Origin of the sequence: Nostocoides japonicum T1-X7 (assembly GCF_001046855.1) — a bacterium.
Taxonomy (GTDB): Bacteria; Actinomycetota; Actinomycetes; order Actinomycetales; family Dermatophilaceae; genus Nostocoides; species Nostocoides japonicum.
Map to the genome: position 1 here is coordinate 2,439,265 of NZ_HF570958.1, position 14,340 is coordinate 2,453,604.

At 70.4% G+C, this 14,340-nt stretch carries 17 protein-coding genes; 6 read left to right on the top strand and 11 right to left on the bottom strand.

Going from position 1 to position 14,340, the window contains the following annotated elements; genetic code table 11:
* Positions 1–139: 139 nt before the first annotated feature.
* Positions 140–328: a hypothetical protein gene (locus tag BN12_RS25135; RefSeq protein ID WP_048552410.1), complete on the bottom strand. Its 189-nt coding sequence runs from the start codon at positions 326–328 to the stop codon at positions 140–142.
* Positions 329–494: 166 nt separating this feature from the next.
* On the opposite strand from BN12_RS25135, the gene BN12_RS10890 reads away from it, so the two are divergent.
* Positions 495–1,211, top strand: a complete 717-nt coding sequence (locus BN12_RS10890; RefSeq protein ID WP_048552412.1) for a response regulator transcription factor — start codon at positions 495–497, stop codon at positions 1,209–1,211.
* The gene (locus BN12_RS10895; protein WP_048552415.1) at positions 1,208–2,329 is read left to right on the top strand and encodes a sensor histidine kinase; all 1,122 of its coding nucleotides are present in this window, start codon (positions 1,208–1,210) and stop codon (positions 2,327–2,329) included. The genes BN12_RS10890 and BN12_RS10895 overlap by 4 nt, the downstream gene beginning before the upstream one ends.
* Before the next feature lie 545 nt (positions 2,330–2,874).
* On the opposite strand, the gene BN12_RS10900 is transcribed toward BN12_RS10895, so the two are convergent.
* Both BN12_RS10900 and BN12_RS10905 read right to left on the bottom strand, forming a co-directional pair.
* Positions 2,875–4,137 (bottom strand): hypothetical protein, encoded by a 1,263-nt coding sequence (locus tag BN12_RS10900; protein ID WP_235432375.1) that lies wholly within the window; start codon positions 4,135–4,137, stop codon positions 2,875–2,877.
* 218 nt (positions 4,138–4,355) lie between these two features.
* The gene (locus tag BN12_RS10905) at positions 4,356–4,706 is read right to left on the bottom strand and encodes a hypothetical protein (protein WP_048552419.1); all 351 of its coding nucleotides are present in this window, start codon (positions 4,704–4,706) and stop codon (positions 4,356–4,358) included.
* Positions 4,707–4,929: 223 nt separating this feature from the next.
* Here BN12_RS10905 and BN12_RS10910 point away from each other — a divergent pair, with 223 nt between their 5' ends.
* Positions 4,930–5,796: a hypothetical protein gene (locus BN12_RS10910; RefSeq protein WP_048552421.1), complete on the top strand. Its 867-nt coding sequence runs from the start codon at positions 4,930–4,932 to the stop codon at positions 5,794–5,796.
* A 270-nt stretch (positions 5,797–6,066) separates the two neighbouring features.
* Here the strand turns inward: BN12_RS10910 and BN12_RS10915 are convergent, their stop codons facing one another.
* From BN12_RS10915 to BN12_RS10940, 6 genes are all read right to left on the bottom strand, one after another.
* Positions 6,067–6,588: a thermonuclease family protein gene (locus BN12_RS10915; RefSeq protein ID WP_048552422.1), complete on the bottom strand. Its 522-nt coding sequence runs from the start codon at positions 6,586–6,588 to the stop codon at positions 6,067–6,069.
* The gene (locus BN12_RS25140) at positions 6,585–7,091 is read right to left on the bottom strand and encodes a hypothetical protein (RefSeq protein WP_048552423.1); all 507 of its coding nucleotides are present in this window, start codon (positions 7,089–7,091) and stop codon (positions 6,585–6,587) included. Before BN12_RS25140 ends, BN12_RS10915 begins: the two co-directional genes overlap by 4 nt.
* Before the next feature lie 126 nt (positions 7,092–7,217).
* Positions 7,218–7,490 (bottom strand): hypothetical protein, encoded by a 273-nt coding sequence (locus tag BN12_RS10925; protein ID WP_048552424.1) that lies wholly within the window; start codon positions 7,488–7,490, stop codon positions 7,218–7,220.
* Positions 7,487–8,185: a ParB/RepB/Spo0J family partition protein gene (locus BN12_RS10930; protein WP_048552426.1), complete on the bottom strand. Its 699-nt coding sequence runs from the start codon at positions 8,183–8,185 to the stop codon at positions 7,487–7,489. The genes BN12_RS10925 and BN12_RS10930 overlap by 4 nt, the downstream gene beginning before the upstream one ends.
* Positions 8,182–8,454, bottom strand: coding sequence for a helix-turn-helix domain-containing protein (locus BN12_RS10935; RefSeq protein WP_048552427.1), 273 nt, complete (start codon positions 8,452–8,454; stop codon positions 8,182–8,184). The genes BN12_RS10930 and BN12_RS10935 overlap by 4 nt, the downstream gene beginning before the upstream one ends.
* Positions 8,454–8,843 (bottom strand): hypothetical protein, encoded by a 390-nt coding sequence (locus BN12_RS10940; protein WP_157635450.1) that lies wholly within the window; start codon positions 8,841–8,843, stop codon positions 8,454–8,456. Before BN12_RS10940 ends, BN12_RS10935 begins: the two co-directional genes overlap by 1 nt.
* A 374-nt stretch (positions 8,844–9,217) precedes the next feature.
* Here BN12_RS10940 and BN12_RS10945 point away from each other — a divergent pair, with 374 nt between their 5' ends.
* Positions 9,218–10,021, top strand: a complete 804-nt coding sequence (locus tag BN12_RS10945) for a hypothetical protein (RefSeq protein ID WP_048552429.1) — start codon at positions 9,218–9,220, stop codon at positions 10,019–10,021.
* A gap of 125 nt (positions 10,022–10,146) precedes the next feature.
* Here BN12_RS10945 and BN12_RS10950 read toward each other — a convergent pair whose 3' ends face one another.
* Positions 10,147–11,298, bottom strand: coding sequence for an ATP-binding protein (locus tag BN12_RS10950; RefSeq protein ID WP_083454572.1), 1,152 nt, complete (start codon positions 11,296–11,298; stop codon positions 10,147–10,149).
* Positions 11,299–11,639: 341 nt separating this feature from the next.
* On the opposite strand from BN12_RS10950, the gene BN12_RS24470 reads away from it, so the two are divergent.
* Positions 11,640–11,978: a hypothetical protein gene (locus BN12_RS24470; protein WP_157635451.1), complete on the top strand. Its 339-nt coding sequence runs from the start codon at positions 11,640–11,642 to the stop codon at positions 11,976–11,978.
* 195 nt (positions 11,979–12,173) lie between these two features.
* On the opposite strand, the gene BN12_RS10960 is transcribed toward BN12_RS24470, so the two are convergent.
* A complete protein-coding gene (locus BN12_RS10960; protein ID WP_200901194.1) occupies positions 12,174–12,614 on the bottom strand; it encodes a hypothetical protein in 441 nt (146 codons plus the stop codon).
* A 256-nt stretch (positions 12,615–12,870) separates the two neighbouring features.
* Here BN12_RS10960 and BN12_RS10965 point away from each other — a divergent pair.
* Positions 12,871–14,340, top strand: a 1,470-nt coding sequence (locus BN12_RS10965) for a ParB/RepB/Spo0J family partition protein (RefSeq protein ID WP_048552439.1), incomplete at its 3' end; no start/stop codon positions are given.

Below are 14,340 nucleotides of genomic sequence, written 5' to 3' on the forward strand. Positions count from 1 at the left end.
CGCCGGGCGGCCTCGGCGCGGGCCACCGCGCTCCCGCCCGGCCGGACGGACGTGGTGGGCGACCCGCACCCGACGAGGAGCCCGCCCAGCCCGGCGACGCCACCGGCCAGGACAAGACGCCTCGCCATCACGGGGTCGCTCATCTCTCCCCCCGGCTCGAGTGACCGGGTGCCGCCGCCTCGCGTCCTGCCGTCGGCGCCCTGCTGTCGCCGACCCGCAGGAGCACGACGATCGCCGTGACCACGAGGGTCCACAGCAGCACCATCGCCGCCAGCATCACCAGGAAGCCACCCCAACCCACCGGGTATCCCCACATCATCTGGGCCACCACCTCTCGTCCAGGAACCACGCTGCCCTCCGGGTACGTCGGTGCTGTAGCAGCGCCATGAAGAAAGCCTGAAGAAGCCGGCGCCGGGGAGCTCAGGGGCTCACGCCCTCGCGCGGCTCTGTCACGATGACGGCCATGCGCACCACGAACCGCACCCGCGACGCCGATGCCCGCTGATTCGAGCGTCACCTCGATGCGCGCGCTCGTCGTCGAGGACGAGGAGCACATCGCCTCGCTCATCGGCAGCTACCTCGAGCGGGCCGGCTTCGAGGTCCGTCTCGCTCACGACGGCGCCACCGGGCTGGCCGAGGCGCGCCACCTCGACCCGGACGTGGTCGTCCTCGACCTGGGGCTGCCGGGCATGGACGGCATCGAGGTGTGCCGCAGGCTGCGGACCTTCTCCGATGCCTACGTCGTCATGGTCACCGCACGAGACGACGAGGTCGACACCCTCGTGGGGCTCTCCGTGGGGGCCGACGACTACCTGACCAAGCCGTTCAGCCCGCGCGAGCTGGTGGCGCGGGCCCAGGCCATGATGCGCCGGCCGCGACGGCTCGATGCTGCGGCGGACCGGGACCAGCACCTCGAGTTCGGCGCGCTCGTCATCGACGTCCCGGGTCGGGAGGTGTGGCAGCACGACGAGCCGATCCACCTGACCCGCACCGAGTTCGACGTCCTGACCGCGCTGGCCGAGCACCCGAAGCTCGCCTTCTCCCGCCGCCAGCTCATCGACGCCGTCTGGGGCGCGGACTGGGTCGGAGACGAGCACCTCGTCGACGTCCACGTCGGCCACCTGCGCCGCAAGCTCGGCGACGACGCCGCAGACCCGGTCTACATCCGCACCGTGCGCGGTATCGGCTACCGGATGGGGACGGGCCGGTGACCGCCGAGCGCGGGCTGCGCGGAGGGCTCGGACGGCGCCTGCTCATCGCCCAGGCCCTCCTCCTGGTCGCCGGGGCCGGGACGTCCTGGCTCGTGGCCTCGCTCGTCGGACCCGGGATCTTCCACGGCCACCTGGTGGAGGCCCGCGCCCAGCACGGGGACCCCGAGCTCGTCCACATCGAACGCGCCTTCCGCGACTCCCTGCTCGTCGCGATGGGGGTGGCCCTGCTGGTCTCGGTGGTAACCGCCCTGGCCGTCACCGCCTGGTTCACCCACCGGGTGAGCTCGTCCACGACAGCAGTCGTCGAGGCCACCCGGCGCATCACGGCCGGCCAGTACTCGGCGCGGGTGCCCGCCTCGAGCCTCGGCGACGAGTTCGACAGCCTCGGGGCCACGGTCAACGACCTGGCCCAACGGCTCGAGGACACCGAACGCACGCGGCGGCGCCTCCTGTCCGACCTCGGCCACGAGCTGCGGACACCCATCGCCACCATCGAGATGCACCTGGACGCCGTCGAGGACGGCGTGCGCGATCCGGACGACTCGATGCTCCAGGTGATCCGAGGCAGCGCTGCTCGGCTGCACCGACTTGCCGACGACGTCGCCGCAGTCAGCCGCGCCCAGGAACAGCAGCTGCGGCTCAGCCCGCTCCCCACCGACCTCACGGAGGCGGCCCGGGCCGCAGCGCGGACGGGCCAAGACGCCTTTGACCGCAAAGAGGTGTCGCTGACGGTGCATGCACCATCGGCCGTTGCCGCGGTCGTCGACCAGCAACGGATGCAGCAGGTCCTCGCCAACCTCCTCGCCAACGCCCTGCGGCACACACCGGCCGGCGGTCACGTCCGGATCGACATCCGCGCCCTCCCCCACGGTGGCGCCGAACTACGGGTCGAGGACGACGGCGAGGGCATCGCGCCCGAGCACCTGCCCCACCTCTTCGAGCGGTTCTATCGCAGCGACCCCGCCCGGTCCACCCACGACGGCGGCACCGGGATCGGCCTGACCATCAGTCGCGCCATCGTCGAGGCGCACGGCGGAACCATCGACGCCGCCAGTGAGGGACTTGGCCGCGGATCGACCTTTGTTGTCCGGCTGCCCCAAACACCGTCAGCCGCTTGAGCCGCCGCTTGTGGTAGCCGCGCAGAAGTGCAGATGCTCAGGCAGCAGGCTGTTGGGGAGTCCCGCCGAGCTCCACCGATAGAACTGTTCGGCTGTTCGCTAGGACAACGATGCTCCGGCTCCTGTCGGTGCTTGACTCCGAGCTCTCGGTCACCGATTTTGCCGTCGCCACGGGCGGAGCCGCATCGGAGGATCCAGCTCGCCGGCGCCTCGCCTTGGGACGTGGCGCCCCGCCGGCGATTCGCGCTGGACGCCGTCGTGGGGCGTCACCCTGCCTCCCACGACAGGGTGAGGTCATGGCTGTGATCCACACCGACGACCGGTTCTACCCCGACGCTGAGCAGGTTGCCTCCTCTGCTTCCGCGACTTCGAAGACGGCGAGCCCGCCGTTGCGTGGCAGGGTCCTCACGTCTGTACCTCCACGGCGGCTGTGCCCACACCTTCGTCCTGCGCCTCGCGAGAGACGCATGGGAGGTCGCACGCGACGCCGACGATTCGAAGTTCACCATCACGCCACACTCCGCTGGTAAGCGCCAGAATGAGGCTCACCTTTCGCATCCCATGGCGGGAAGGTCCCTCGAAGTGCCAAGGCCGACGACGCGATCCTGAGTGACCCGACCCGGGCTCGATGAGGGGTCAGCGTCGCGGGGGAGCGCGGGCGCCCTTCCTCCCAGCTGGGAGCCCGCGCTCATGGCAGTTGCGGCGACCTCGACGAGTGACCCGGCGGCGTCGAGGATCTGACCGCGGATAGCGCGTGGGAGGGGAATGGCTCGATTGGCCAGGAGGTCTTTCGGTGCAACGGCGGCCTGCAACGGGCTGCCGTCGATCATGTTCGGATGCGACTCGCTGCGCCAGATCGCGGTCGCCATGTCGTGGATGCCTCGTGCCGCTCCGGTCAGTCTGCGATCGTGCAGGGCCTGGCTGGTGAGATGGGCCAGGTCGAGATTGGCGGCGAGGGCTTGTCCCACGGTGCTGGGAATGAGGCCGAGGTCGGTGCGCTGCGCGATCAGCGCCGGCGTGGCTGTGGTGGCCGCGTCGAGGAGGAGTTCGCGCAGTGTCGCTCGAACCTCCAGGCTCGCCGCGGTCAGATCAGGGTTCGTTCGCCGCTCGTGCGGCGGGGTCAGGGCCGCCATCGTCACGGCGAGAGTCTCCCAGCGCTCCTGGGTGGCGACGAGCGCGGGCTCGAGGCGGTCATCGTGATGCGTCCGGTCGACGTAGCCCGCCGCCGCAGCCGAGCGCAGGAGGGCGTTGCTTCCAGTGAGGATCAGAGCTTGAGTGCGGGCAGCGAGCATTAGGTCGGCAGTGCGAGGGTCGTCCACCAGGGCGCGATGGGCGACGACGTCCCAGTCGGCCAAGGCCTGAGCCAGACGGCTCGCGGCCGGCGGGTCGCGATGCTCTCCTGCCAGCGCGGCCGGGTAGGTCTTGGCGACGATGGCCCCAGCGAGTTGTTCGAATGCAGCCAAGTGCTCGTATGCCGTTCGAACCTGCCGCAGCGACTGCCCCGCGGGGAGAGTCCCGTGGATGGCGACCTTCGACTCGAGACCACGCAAGTGGTGGCCAACGGCGACGCTCACGCCGTGCGCGCCGAGGTAGAGGGTGTGCATGATCCGCGTGCGAGCTGCGTCGAGGTCGGCCCGCTGGCGGGCGTTGAGCACGACGGGTCGGCTGGCGTGCCGAGAGATCAGGTCCTCGGCTCGAGCGAATGCGCCGGCGATCTGGAGGTGTCGTTCGTCCGGGGGCCCGTCCCCCGGCCAGCCGGCCTCACGGCGGCGGTGCCTAGCGTTGGTCATGGCCTCCAGACGCTGCATCGTGAGGTCGGCAGCGTCGGGTGTCCGCCGTGCTGTACCCGGCAGGGGCGGGGTGGTCGTCGGCAGCGCCCGCCACAGCTCGGCGGCTCCTTGGACGACCTCGCCCCAGGTCCGCAGCATCGTGGCTGCGTCCATGTCCCCGACGTCGACCAGGATGGATCTGGCGGTGTGATCCGCCTCGAGGAGCAGCTCTCCGACGCTGCGCTGGTCGACGCCGGTCATGTGGAGTGTTCCCCGATCAGATCGCAGACGGCGCCGACCAGCTGCGAGGTGCCGGCGGGGAAGTCCTCGATCGGGCACCGCCGCAGGACCTCCTCGGCCGCGCGGATCAGGTCCAACGGGTCGTCGACGTCGACGTCGGTGATGTCGCCGGCCGAACCACCCGGCTGAAGGTTCGCGGCCTGAGCCGCGGCCAGGTCCAGGCCAAGGCCCTCGAAGCGCAGCCCGAGAGCCGGGTCGGCCTGAGCCTGGGTCCAGGTGAGGTCGGACGCGCGGGCCAGAAGGGCGGCCGCGGATGCCAAGCATCCCGCGGGGTCGTGACTGGTCGGCCGGGTGTCGGTGTGCATCATGATCGGTCTCCTTGTGCGTGAGAGTTGTCGTGGGTCCATCCACTCAGATCCCGCGCCGCTGAGGCAGGAGCTCCTGCGCGCCTGTGGATAAGCCAGGTCGGGACTGTCGTAGGTGGGGACGACACTGCTTCTCGTAGGCCTAAGGCCGACCGGTGCTCTCGTGGCGGTCAGCACCGTCAACAGTCGAGACGTAGGCACTAGTGCATGCGAACGAGGAGAGGCGATGGCGGTGGTGACGTCGTTCAGGAAACTGCTGGCCTACGGACCGGCTGTGCTGGTCAGCGTGATGCTCACGTTCATGGTGGGGGCGGTCCTGCCCCCGTTCGTCGGGCTCGGCGTGTTCATCGCGGGCCTGGTCGTCATGGCTGCCCTGCTTCTGGGGTTCGGCGAGGACCTGGCGGTCCGGATCCTCTGCCGCTCTCGGCACCTCAGCCCTGCCGAGGCCGACGCCCTGGCGCCCGCGGTGGCCTTGCTCTGCCAGCGTGGCGTGCCGATGGGAGGTCTTCGGCTGCTCGTGCAGGACTCCTCTGTTTCCATCGCGGCCTTCGGGGCCGGTCGACGGACACTGGTCGTCTCGGCCGGCCTGGTGGGGGCCGTGCGTGACGACCAGCTCCCCGTCGACCAGGCGGCCGCCGTTCTGGGGCACGGCGCGGGCGTCGTCCTCAGCGGGGCAGTCCGCTCCGATCCGGCGCTCGAGTTCTGGACGCTGCCTTGGCAGCTCGTCCGGGCTTTCGGGTCCGCTCTGGCCGCTCCGTTCCGGCGGCTTCCGCTGGTTGGGCTGGCCTGGAAGGGCCGCCTCCTCGTTGCGCTGGTGGCGGCCGTCCAAGCCGTCATGGCCGACCAGGTCGGAGTCGCCGGGGTGCTCCTGGTGGGCTGCGCGCTGACCTATCTGGTGGGTGTCTGGGAGCGGGCGTGGGTCGCCACCGTTCGTGACGTCGGGGATGACCGTGTGCGTGAGTCCGGGTTGGGCGAGGCGCTGTCCCGGTTCCTGCTGCGTTGCTCGAGCTCCCCGCAGATGCACGAGCGCGTCCATGCGCTGTCCGGGCCCGCCCGGCGGCCGCAGCTCGCGTTGGTCACGTCCGCCGGCTGAAGGGGCGGGGACCCAGAGGGACGCCGTCACCGGGCGCGTAGTGGCCTTGAGCGACGGCGTCCCGTTCTGGTCATTCGCCTATCGGCGAACCGGTCGCACCACCTCCTCCCGAACGACGTCGTCAGCTGTGCGCTCGGCCTGACGCCGTTGCTGCTCTCGCAACCGGTGTTCTTGGGCGACCAGGTCCTCGGCTAACGAGGCCCGCTCCGATGCCCTGTCATCGGCTAGGTCATCGCCATCCACAGCGACACCTCCCTTCCTTGTTGGGGGTCATCGCCCACACCCGCTCCACAGGCCCCGCCTTGCCTGCTGTGCGTCGCCCGCCGCCACGGTATAGACGTGCTGGCGTTGCAGAGCGGGGGAGGAGGCCCGCGAACGGGCGGCGCCTGCGCGGAGCAGGTCGCGCTGGACGTCGACGCCGTGACGGGCCACGTAACGCAGCAGCCGCCCGTAGGAGTCGCGATCGGGTTGAGTGGGGTCGCGCTGCAGAGTGATCCGAGCTCCCACGGGCGTCGCCTCGTGCAAGGCCGCGGATGCTTCCTCGGCCCAGCATTGAGCGGGACGGCCGTCGCGGGCCAGTTCGGGTGCATCGACGCCAAGGAGCCGCACCCGGCCGAGGTCGTCGCCGTTCAGGTCCTGAGCGCGCAATGTGTCCCCGTCGAGGACCGCTGTCACCACCACGGCGCCTTCCTCGCCCACTGGTTGAGGCCTGTGCAGGTGCGGTGTGAGCACGGCGGCCGCCGCCAGCGCCGTAGCCAGCGCGAGCAGGACGCGGAGCGGCTGCCTGGTCACTGAGCCAGCCTGAGTCGTGGCCGTCCGCTCATCATGGCCGAGGCCGCGGCGATCGCCGACTCCAGCTGGTCGACGACGGTCGCCGACTCCACACACGCCGTGCGCAGGAATCGGTCGCACATCGTGGTCGCCTCACAGCTGCCGGTGGCCGGCTTGTAGGACAGGGCGTGGGTGGCCGCGGCACTGGCCGAGGCCGCGGCCGCCGCCGAGTCAGTGGCGAGCCGCAGCGCGATGTCGAGCAACTCGAGCCCGGGGTCGTCCCCGAGGCCGATGCTCGAGGCGGCGGCCACGAGCCCGGCGAGGCCTACGACGCCGTGCAGCCCGATCAGCACCTCTTGGGCGAGCACCTGCAGCTCGCACATGATCGGCTCGACGAACTCACGCCGAGCCGATCCTTGAAGGTGTCGTCGGCACCCCGCCAAGCCTTGGTGCAGCTGCCGGCTCAGGAGCAGCGCGTCGGACAAGCCGGCGGTGAGCCGGGCGCCGATTGAGGCGATCGCCATGGCGTTCCTCCGAGGGATTCCGGTGGAGTTCTCCCCGTGGCCGAGGTTCGCTCCGGTGTTGTCCCCAACGCCGTCGGTCATGCCCCAGGCGGACAAGGGCGGATGGTCCCGCCGTGGCGTGAGCGCCTACTTGCCCACCCAGGCCCGGACCGTCATCCGGGTGACTCCGGCGCGCCGGGCGACCTCTGCCTCGGGCACTCCCACGGCCACAGCGGACACCACGGCCTCACGAAGATGGTCACGGGTTCGATCCCGTTCGCGGTCCGCGCGGTCGTTGTCGGCTCGAGCCTTGGCCAAGGCCTTCAGCTCTGGCAGCGACTCGTCCAGCATGGTCCACTCCTCGTCGACACCGGCGGTGTCTACGACTGTACAGACCGGCGCGGAACTGCTGACGGTCACGACCGCGTGGCGTCGTCGCGGATCGCTTGCTCCCAGCACTGCCCACACGCCACCCCACCGACAAGGACGCGAACGTCACCGTGGGCGCAGTTCAGTCGTGTGGCCAGCGGGTGGGCACGCCCCAGGTGGCTCTGCTTGGGGCGCCGCAAGGCTGCCGTCGCCTTCGGAGCGGTGCCTAGCGTGGCCGCGAGCTCGGCGGCCGCGGTGACGGTGAGCTTCCCCTCGTCGAGGAGGTCCTGGGCTTCCCGGGGCAGGTTCAGCAGCAGCAGGCGTTGGCGGACCAGCCTGGAAGAGTACCCGGTGCTCAGTGCCACGTCGGCCGTGGTCATTCCCTCGACGCGCAGCCGCTCGAACGCCCTCGCCTGCTCCAAGGGGGTCAGCTCCTGGTGCATCGCCGCCGCGCACATCGTCGCGATCACGTCGCGGGTACCCGCCCCGGAGGTGACCAGGCAGGGTGCGGCGGGGACCATGGCCAGCTTGGCCGCCGCGAGGCGGCGGTGCCCGTCGGTGACCAGAAACGCGCCACGGATCCGGTTGACGATGAGCGGTTGAAGAATCCCCTGGGTGCGGATCGACGCGGCCAGCGGCCCGATCTCCTCGAGCTGCTCCCTGACATTGGCTGGGTTGGCGCGAAGATCCCGGATCGGCACCATCTGGAACCTCATCACCGGCATGACGCCGGCGACCGCGCTCACGAGGCACCTCCCAAGGCTGCGAGGCGCAGTCGTCGGTGCTCACGCCGGCGAAGAGCCATCGCCTGCTTGGCCTTCGGCGTCCTGTCCCGAATCAGGATTGTCCGTTGGGCCACGTGGTAGTTGATCGCGCCGGCACTGACGCCGTACCGGGCGCCGATCTCCCCGAGCATCCACCCCTGCTCGTAGAGCTCGACCGCCTCCCGCCTCTGCGCGTCGCTCAGCTTGCGCACCCGAGGGTTGCTGTGGCTGTACACCGCGTCGAAGGGCATCAGAGACCTGCCTCGTCCGGGTTCACCACGGCGAGGAGAAGGCTCAGTCGCCCGCCCTGGACGTGGTTGGGGTCGACGATTGGCACGCACCGACTGCACAGGTCGACGCCGACGGCTGCACACACCCAGCGGCACCCGCCCTCACATGCGTGGGCGTCGGTGCACCCGCACACCAAGCAGGCCCGATGGCGGCATTCACCACCTGCCTGCACGGTCTCCAGCTCCGCCGCGAGCTCGGCTGCCGAGGCCAAGAGCTGTTCGGCCGCCTTCGGATGCCGCGTCCTGCGCAGGATCTCGGCGGACGCCAGGGTCGCGACTCGCTGGTGTTCCAACCTCACCACCTCTGGCGTGGTGGCTTGTTCATGGGTCCATGACTGCATCGTGCCCACCTCTTCCAGGGTGTCGCGCTCGGGGCATCGACGACCTCCGAGGCCTGTATAGTACTATACAGGCCTCGGAGGTCGTCTGCATAGTGCTATACACCCACAGGTTTCGGGGTCGTCTGCCTTCCCAAGGCGATCGCCAACCGCCCTGGTGGACAACTCGATTCCGGCGCCGTGTCCACCCCCGCTGTCCGCAGCGGCTTTGGGCGGTGAACACCTGCAGGGCCGCACACGTCGGGAGTCGCCAGATGAGCTACAACAAGACTTGGGAGGTCGCCTACAACCGCGAGCGAGCCCGCGGCCAGCGTCGCTACGTTCCCGCTGACCCAACCCGTGCGCGGTTGCGAGACCTGGTCGATGCGCGGGTTCCACTCCGCGCGATGGCCCGCGCGGCCGGCCTCAGCGACACCGCCGTCGGCCAGCTCGTCGGCGGCCACCACGACCTCGTGCAGCGCCAGACCGCCGAACGCGTCGCGCGACTGACGCTGGCCGACGTGTTTGAGCAGGCGAGTGGCAACGTGCCCAGCATCGGTGCCACGAGGCGGGTCCAGGCACTCATGGCCATCGGGTGGCGCAAGGCCGACCTCGACGCCGCCGGTGTGCCCTCGGCCCAGCTGGTCACCCGCGCGGGGCGCGACTGGATCACCGTGGCCGGGTGGCGGCAGACCCGCGACGTATATGACCGGCTGAGCATGATGCCCGGGCCCTCTCAAGCATGTCGCGATCGCGCCCACGCCAAGGGATACGCGCCACCCCTGGCGTGGGATGAGGACGCGATCGACGACTTTCGTGCTGTCCCTGACCTCGGCCCGGCATCTCGGGTCGACGTCGACCACGTTGCGGTCGACCGGGCGGTGGCGACAGGGCGGGCAGGGATGGCGTGCGATACCAGTCTGCGGCTAACTCAGGAGGAGCGCGTCGAGGCCGTGCGCGTGCTGGCCACCAGAGGGTCTTCGGACGGCGAGATCGGCAACGCCGTCGGCGTCTCCGGCCGGACCGTCCTGCGACTTCGCCAGCGCCACGAGATCGACTCGGCCAAGGCCCCGCGTCGCCGGGACGGAGTCGGGGCTCACACGGGTGAGCCCGAGGGAACCAGTCGGCTCCACCGGGCCATGCAGTTGGATCGTGCTGCCAGCCCTCTCGGAGGTAGTTCGACCAAGCCGGCCCGCGCCGTGGGCGCATGACCCGGTTGGTCGTCCGTCCACTCGTTGGCACCCGCGCCGGCAAGATCGGGACGGCTGACGTTATCCACCAGCAGAACCCTGGTCGCGCCACTCAGGCCGTCGACCGTTTGGCGGCGTCCCTCAGGTCATCGATGCCCGTCGGTCTCGGTGATCCACGCCGCCATGCCCGGGACCAGGAACCGCAGGCTTGGTCCGTCAGAGAAGATCGTGCCCTTCGCCAGCAGCCGCGCACGCAGGTAGGACAGGGCGGCCGGCGCCTTGCCAAGTCGGCGGGCGACGTCAGCGTGGGTCACGATGCCCTCCTCGACGAGCTGCGCCGCCATGGCCGCCATGTAGTCGCGTTGCTTGCTGCTGGTGTCGTGCCAGCGGCCTGCGTAGAGCCCCCCGGCCAGATCCGCTTGTGCGGCGGTCATGGCCCGTCGGGCATGGGCTGCCGTGATAGTGCTGGATCCGCTGGATGCCCGCCATGCATGGTGGCCGACGACCTGGATGGCGTAGGGGTAGCCACCGCTGGCGGCCGCGAGCAGGTCTGCGGCCGCGGAGTCCATCGGCCGTCCGGCGAGGCTCGCCGGCTGGGCCAGCGCCTCGAGGGTGTCGGTCGGACCCAGGAGTCCAAGCTCGTGCCACTCGCCTCGCTCGAGGTAGGTGACCGACGATCGAGGATCACGCAGGCTCGGGAGACCGGCCACGGCGACGACGATCGGCCAGCCGTCGGGAACATGCCGCTGGAGTGCTGCGGTGAGCGCGGCGAGGTCCTCGCGGGTGGCCAGGTGGACCTCGTCGAGCGTCAGCACGAGGCCCGACGTCCGCTCGATCGCCGCGGACGTCGTGGCGGCCAGCGCGCCCTCGACTGCGTCCGCCGGCGGACGGCTCGCCGAAGCGCGGGTGAAACCGGCCTCCCCGCCGACACCAAAGGCGCCAGCCCTCACCCGCGCCTCGGTGAGCTGCATCCGGCCCGCGGTCGGGGGCTGGGTCAGCAACCGCTCGGCGTCTGCAAGGCGCTCGACGAGCTCAGGGAGGAAGGTCGTTCGCGGCTTGACCTCGACGTGGACGCCCACCCAGCTGTGTTCGGCGGCCGCTAACGAGGAGATCTCGTTCAGAGCGACCGTCTTGCCGACCCCTCGGACGCCCACGAGGATCAGAGGCCGGGGCATTCGCCCGTCGAGCGCGGCCACGTCGAGGGCTTCGCTCGCGCCCGCGATGACTGTCCCGCGCCCTGCGAGCAGCACCGGATGCTGGGCGAAGCCAGGCCGGTACGGATTCGTTTGTCGCGTCATGAGCAGACTATAGCGCCGATAGCATTTGTAGGTCTCATATAGCAAAATCTAGCGCAGTACCAGGTTGAAGCTGCCTGCCGGCTGTCCGCCGAGAGCCCGTGTGCGGCTTCAGGAATCATGACGACCACACCAGACTTGAGCACCGCGTTGATCCGTCAACGTCGTGACGCGGCGGCAGCCCTCACGACCACGCCTCTCCAAGGCGCCACGCCTTGACCGGCCACCAGCGGGACGAGACGGCCCTTGAGGCGGCTCGGGCAGCTGCGGCCGGCGTGCGAGCTGTCAACCACCTCACCCAACCCGGAGCTGCGCGCTTGGACGCTCCTGCGCTCTATGACCTCATGGCCGAGCTGACCCTGCTGGCCAGGCGCCTGCCACAAGCGCTGCACCAGGTTGACGCGAGCCTGCAACGCCTCGTCCCTGACGACGTCGTCGTCGTCGGCGGTGAGTTCGCCGGTGACCCGCAAGGCCTGGCGGGAGAGGTCCACGAGCAACTCAGCCTGGCGGCCACCAATGCGAGGCAGGTCGCGGACGCGGCCGACCGCGCCCACCAGGCTCTGTCAGCGGCGGCCACCCCCGACCATCCCGTGACGGCCCCGCAGGCGTGGTCTCCGGTCCCGCATCGCGAGCTCCCGCCCTTGCGACCGCCTCTCGGCCACGCCCGTGGCCCAGCGATCTGAGCCAAACACCCGCAAGATCCGCTCCGGCGCTGCTCAACTAGCGCCGAGAGAACGGACCTGTCGACCATTCGCGGCGGCGCAGTCGGATGTCGAGCCAGGGGTGTGCCGGTCCTCGAGCACGGGACTCTTGCGCGGCTGCGGCTTCAGTCGCTTCCGCCAGCTGGCGGAACTGGGCAGTCCGCCGGGTGAGGGGCGTCAGCTCCGGACCGGGTGGTTGGGCAGCCGGCCAGGGATCGGCGTCAGTTCATCACCGGCACGGCGCCTCGAGGCGTCGATCGCGGCGAGGACGGCCTCACGGAGAAAGCCAGACCGGCTGAGCGGTACGCCTGAGCCTCGACGGTCCTCCACGATCGCGAGCTCGAGCGCGGCCCTGGTGTCGGCTCGCAACGGGTGGTGCCGGTTGAAGCCCCGACGACCGCCGCCGGCAGGTGCCAACTCCTCGAGCCGTAGGCGTGCGCGGCCGCGGACTCCGCGCGCGACGTGCTGCTCGATGGCTCGGTGGATCCAGCCGATGAAGGCGCCCGGAGCATCGGGGTCGTTGTCCAGGTCGGCCACGTATGCCGCTCGGGCCAGTTGCCAGGTGTCCGGGTCCCAGTAGGCACCGGTCGAGATCGTCTCCCCAACGGTCTCCACCACGGCACTCCTCCTCGATTTCCTAACACCCACCCGCTCGTCATTCCCGGTCCCTCGCGACATCCGGTCCACCTGGCCCGGACCGGGTGGAGGACGGGGCCGGGCGCCCTGACACGGCACCTGACGAAGGGCCACATTTCCACAGTCCTCTGTCCCACGGCGCGTTGTCCACAGGCTCGCCGCACGCTCTACGACTCCCCCTTGGACGCGACGAGAATAGCGCATGTCAGTTCGTTCTATTTGACAAGGAGCAGCACAGATGGACACCAACGCCACACCCACCCCGGAGGCCCCAGCCGCCGAGCAGATCACCCTCGTCCAGGTCGATCCCGCCACTGCGGTCGTCGGCCTCAACGTCCGCAGTGAGGCCAACCTCACCGCCGAGTTCGTGGCCAGCATCCGTGAACTCGGCGTGCTGGAGCCCGTGGTCGGCCACTACGACGAGCAGGGCCGGTTCGTCGTCCTGCGCGGCCAGCGCCGCACCCTCGCCGCCCTTGAGGCCAAGCGCTCGAGCATCCCCGCCGTGGTCGTCGACCGACCGGAGGACGCCGACCGGATCGTGCACCAGATGGCCGAGAACGACCACCGCACCGGCATGACGACCTCCGACCGGATCGCGGGCGTCAAGCAGCTGGCCGCGTTCGGACTCACGGCCGCGCAGATCAAGCGACGCACCGCTCGCCCGCGCGCCGAGGTCGACGCGGCCCTCGTCGTCGCGGGCAGCGAGTTGGCCGAGAAGGCGGCTCAGCGCTGGGACTACCTCACCCTCGATCAGGCCGCGACCCTCGCCGAGTTCGAGGACGACGCGGAGGCCGTCAAGGCACTCATGCTCGCCGCCAAGGAGGGCCACGGGTTCGACCACGCAGCGCAGCGCCTGCGCGACGAGCGCGAGGACGCCGCCGCGATCGCCGCCATGACCGAGAAGCTGACCGGCAAGGGCGTGCCCGTCGTCGACCGCCCGTCCTACGACGACAAGACCACCGCCGCGCTGCACCGGCTCGCGGCCAAGGAGGGCGGACGCGCCTACAACAAGGCCACCCACGCCAAGTGCCCCGGACACGCGGCCTACCTGCGGATCAGCACCGGCTGGGAGAAGAACGAGAAGGGCAAGGAAGTCCGCGTCCGGCAGGCCGAACCCGAGTACGTCTGCACCGACTGGCGCGGCGCGGGCCACGTCGACCTGTACAACCACGGGAGCGCCTCGTCCGAGCTGAAGGTGGCCGACATGAGCCCCGAGCAGCGCGAGCAGGCCCGAGCAGAGCGCCGGGACGTGATCGATTCCAACAAGGCGTGGGACACCGCCGAGCCGGTCCGCCGCGACTGGCTGGCCACGTTCGCCACCCGCAAGACCGCCCCCAAGGGATCGTCGGCCTTCATCGCCCGCGTGGTCACCGAGCACCCCGAGGTCGTGGCCGACATCGGCGGGTCGAAGTTGGCCGCCGAGTGGTTCGGCCTGAAGCACGAGGGCTACGGCTACGGCAACGGCTGGTCCGCCCTCATCGAGAAGGCGACCGAGAGCCGCGCCCAGGTGATCGCCCTGTGCCGTCTGCTCGCGAGTTTGGAGAAGGGCACCGACCGCCAGTCGTGGCGACGTGTCATGCCCGCCACGGCCGACTACCTGACGTTCATCGCCGCGAACGGGTACGACCTGTCCGACGTCGAGAAGCGCGCGGCGGGGCTGGTCAAGCCCAAGCCCGCCCGCCGCAATCGCCCCAAGGCCGCCGCCGCC

Excerpts from the sequence above, each read along its gene's own strand:
- BN12_RS10890 (WP_048552412.1), top strand. The coding sequence starts at position 495 with ATGCCCGCTGATTCGAGCGTCACCTCGATGCGCGCGCTCGTCGTCGAG.
- BN12_RS10900 (WP_235432375.1), bottom strand. The coding sequence starts at position 4,137 with ATGCAGCGTCTGGAGGCCATGACCAACGCTAGGCACCGCCGCCGTGAG.
- BN12_RS10905 (WP_048552419.1), bottom strand. The coding sequence starts at position 4,706 with ATGATGCACACCGACACCCGGCCGACCAGTCACGACCCCGCGGGATGC.
- BN12_RS10910 (WP_048552421.1), top strand. The coding sequence starts at position 4,930 with ATGGCGGTGGTGACGTCGTTCAGGAAACTGCTGGCCTACGGACCGGCT.
- BN12_RS25140 (WP_048552423.1), bottom strand. The coding sequence starts at position 7,091 with ATGGCGATCGCCTCAATCGGCGCCCGGCTCACCGCCGGCTTGTCCGAC.
- BN12_RS10935 (WP_048552427.1), bottom strand. The coding sequence starts at position 8,454 with ATGCCCTTCGACGCGGTGTACAGCCACAGCAACCCTCGGGTGCGCAAG.
- BN12_RS10945 (WP_048552429.1), top strand. The coding sequence starts at position 9,218 with ATGGCCCGCGCGGCCGGCCTCAGCGACACCGCCGTCGGCCAGCTCGTC.
- BN12_RS10950 (WP_083454572.1), bottom strand. The coding sequence starts at position 11,298 with ATGACGCGACAAACGAATCCGTACCGGCCTGGCTTCGCCCAGCATCCG.
- BN12_RS24470 (WP_157635451.1), top strand. The coding sequence starts at position 11,640 with ATGGCCGAGCTGACCCTGCTGGCCAGGCGCCTGCCACAAGCGCTGCAC.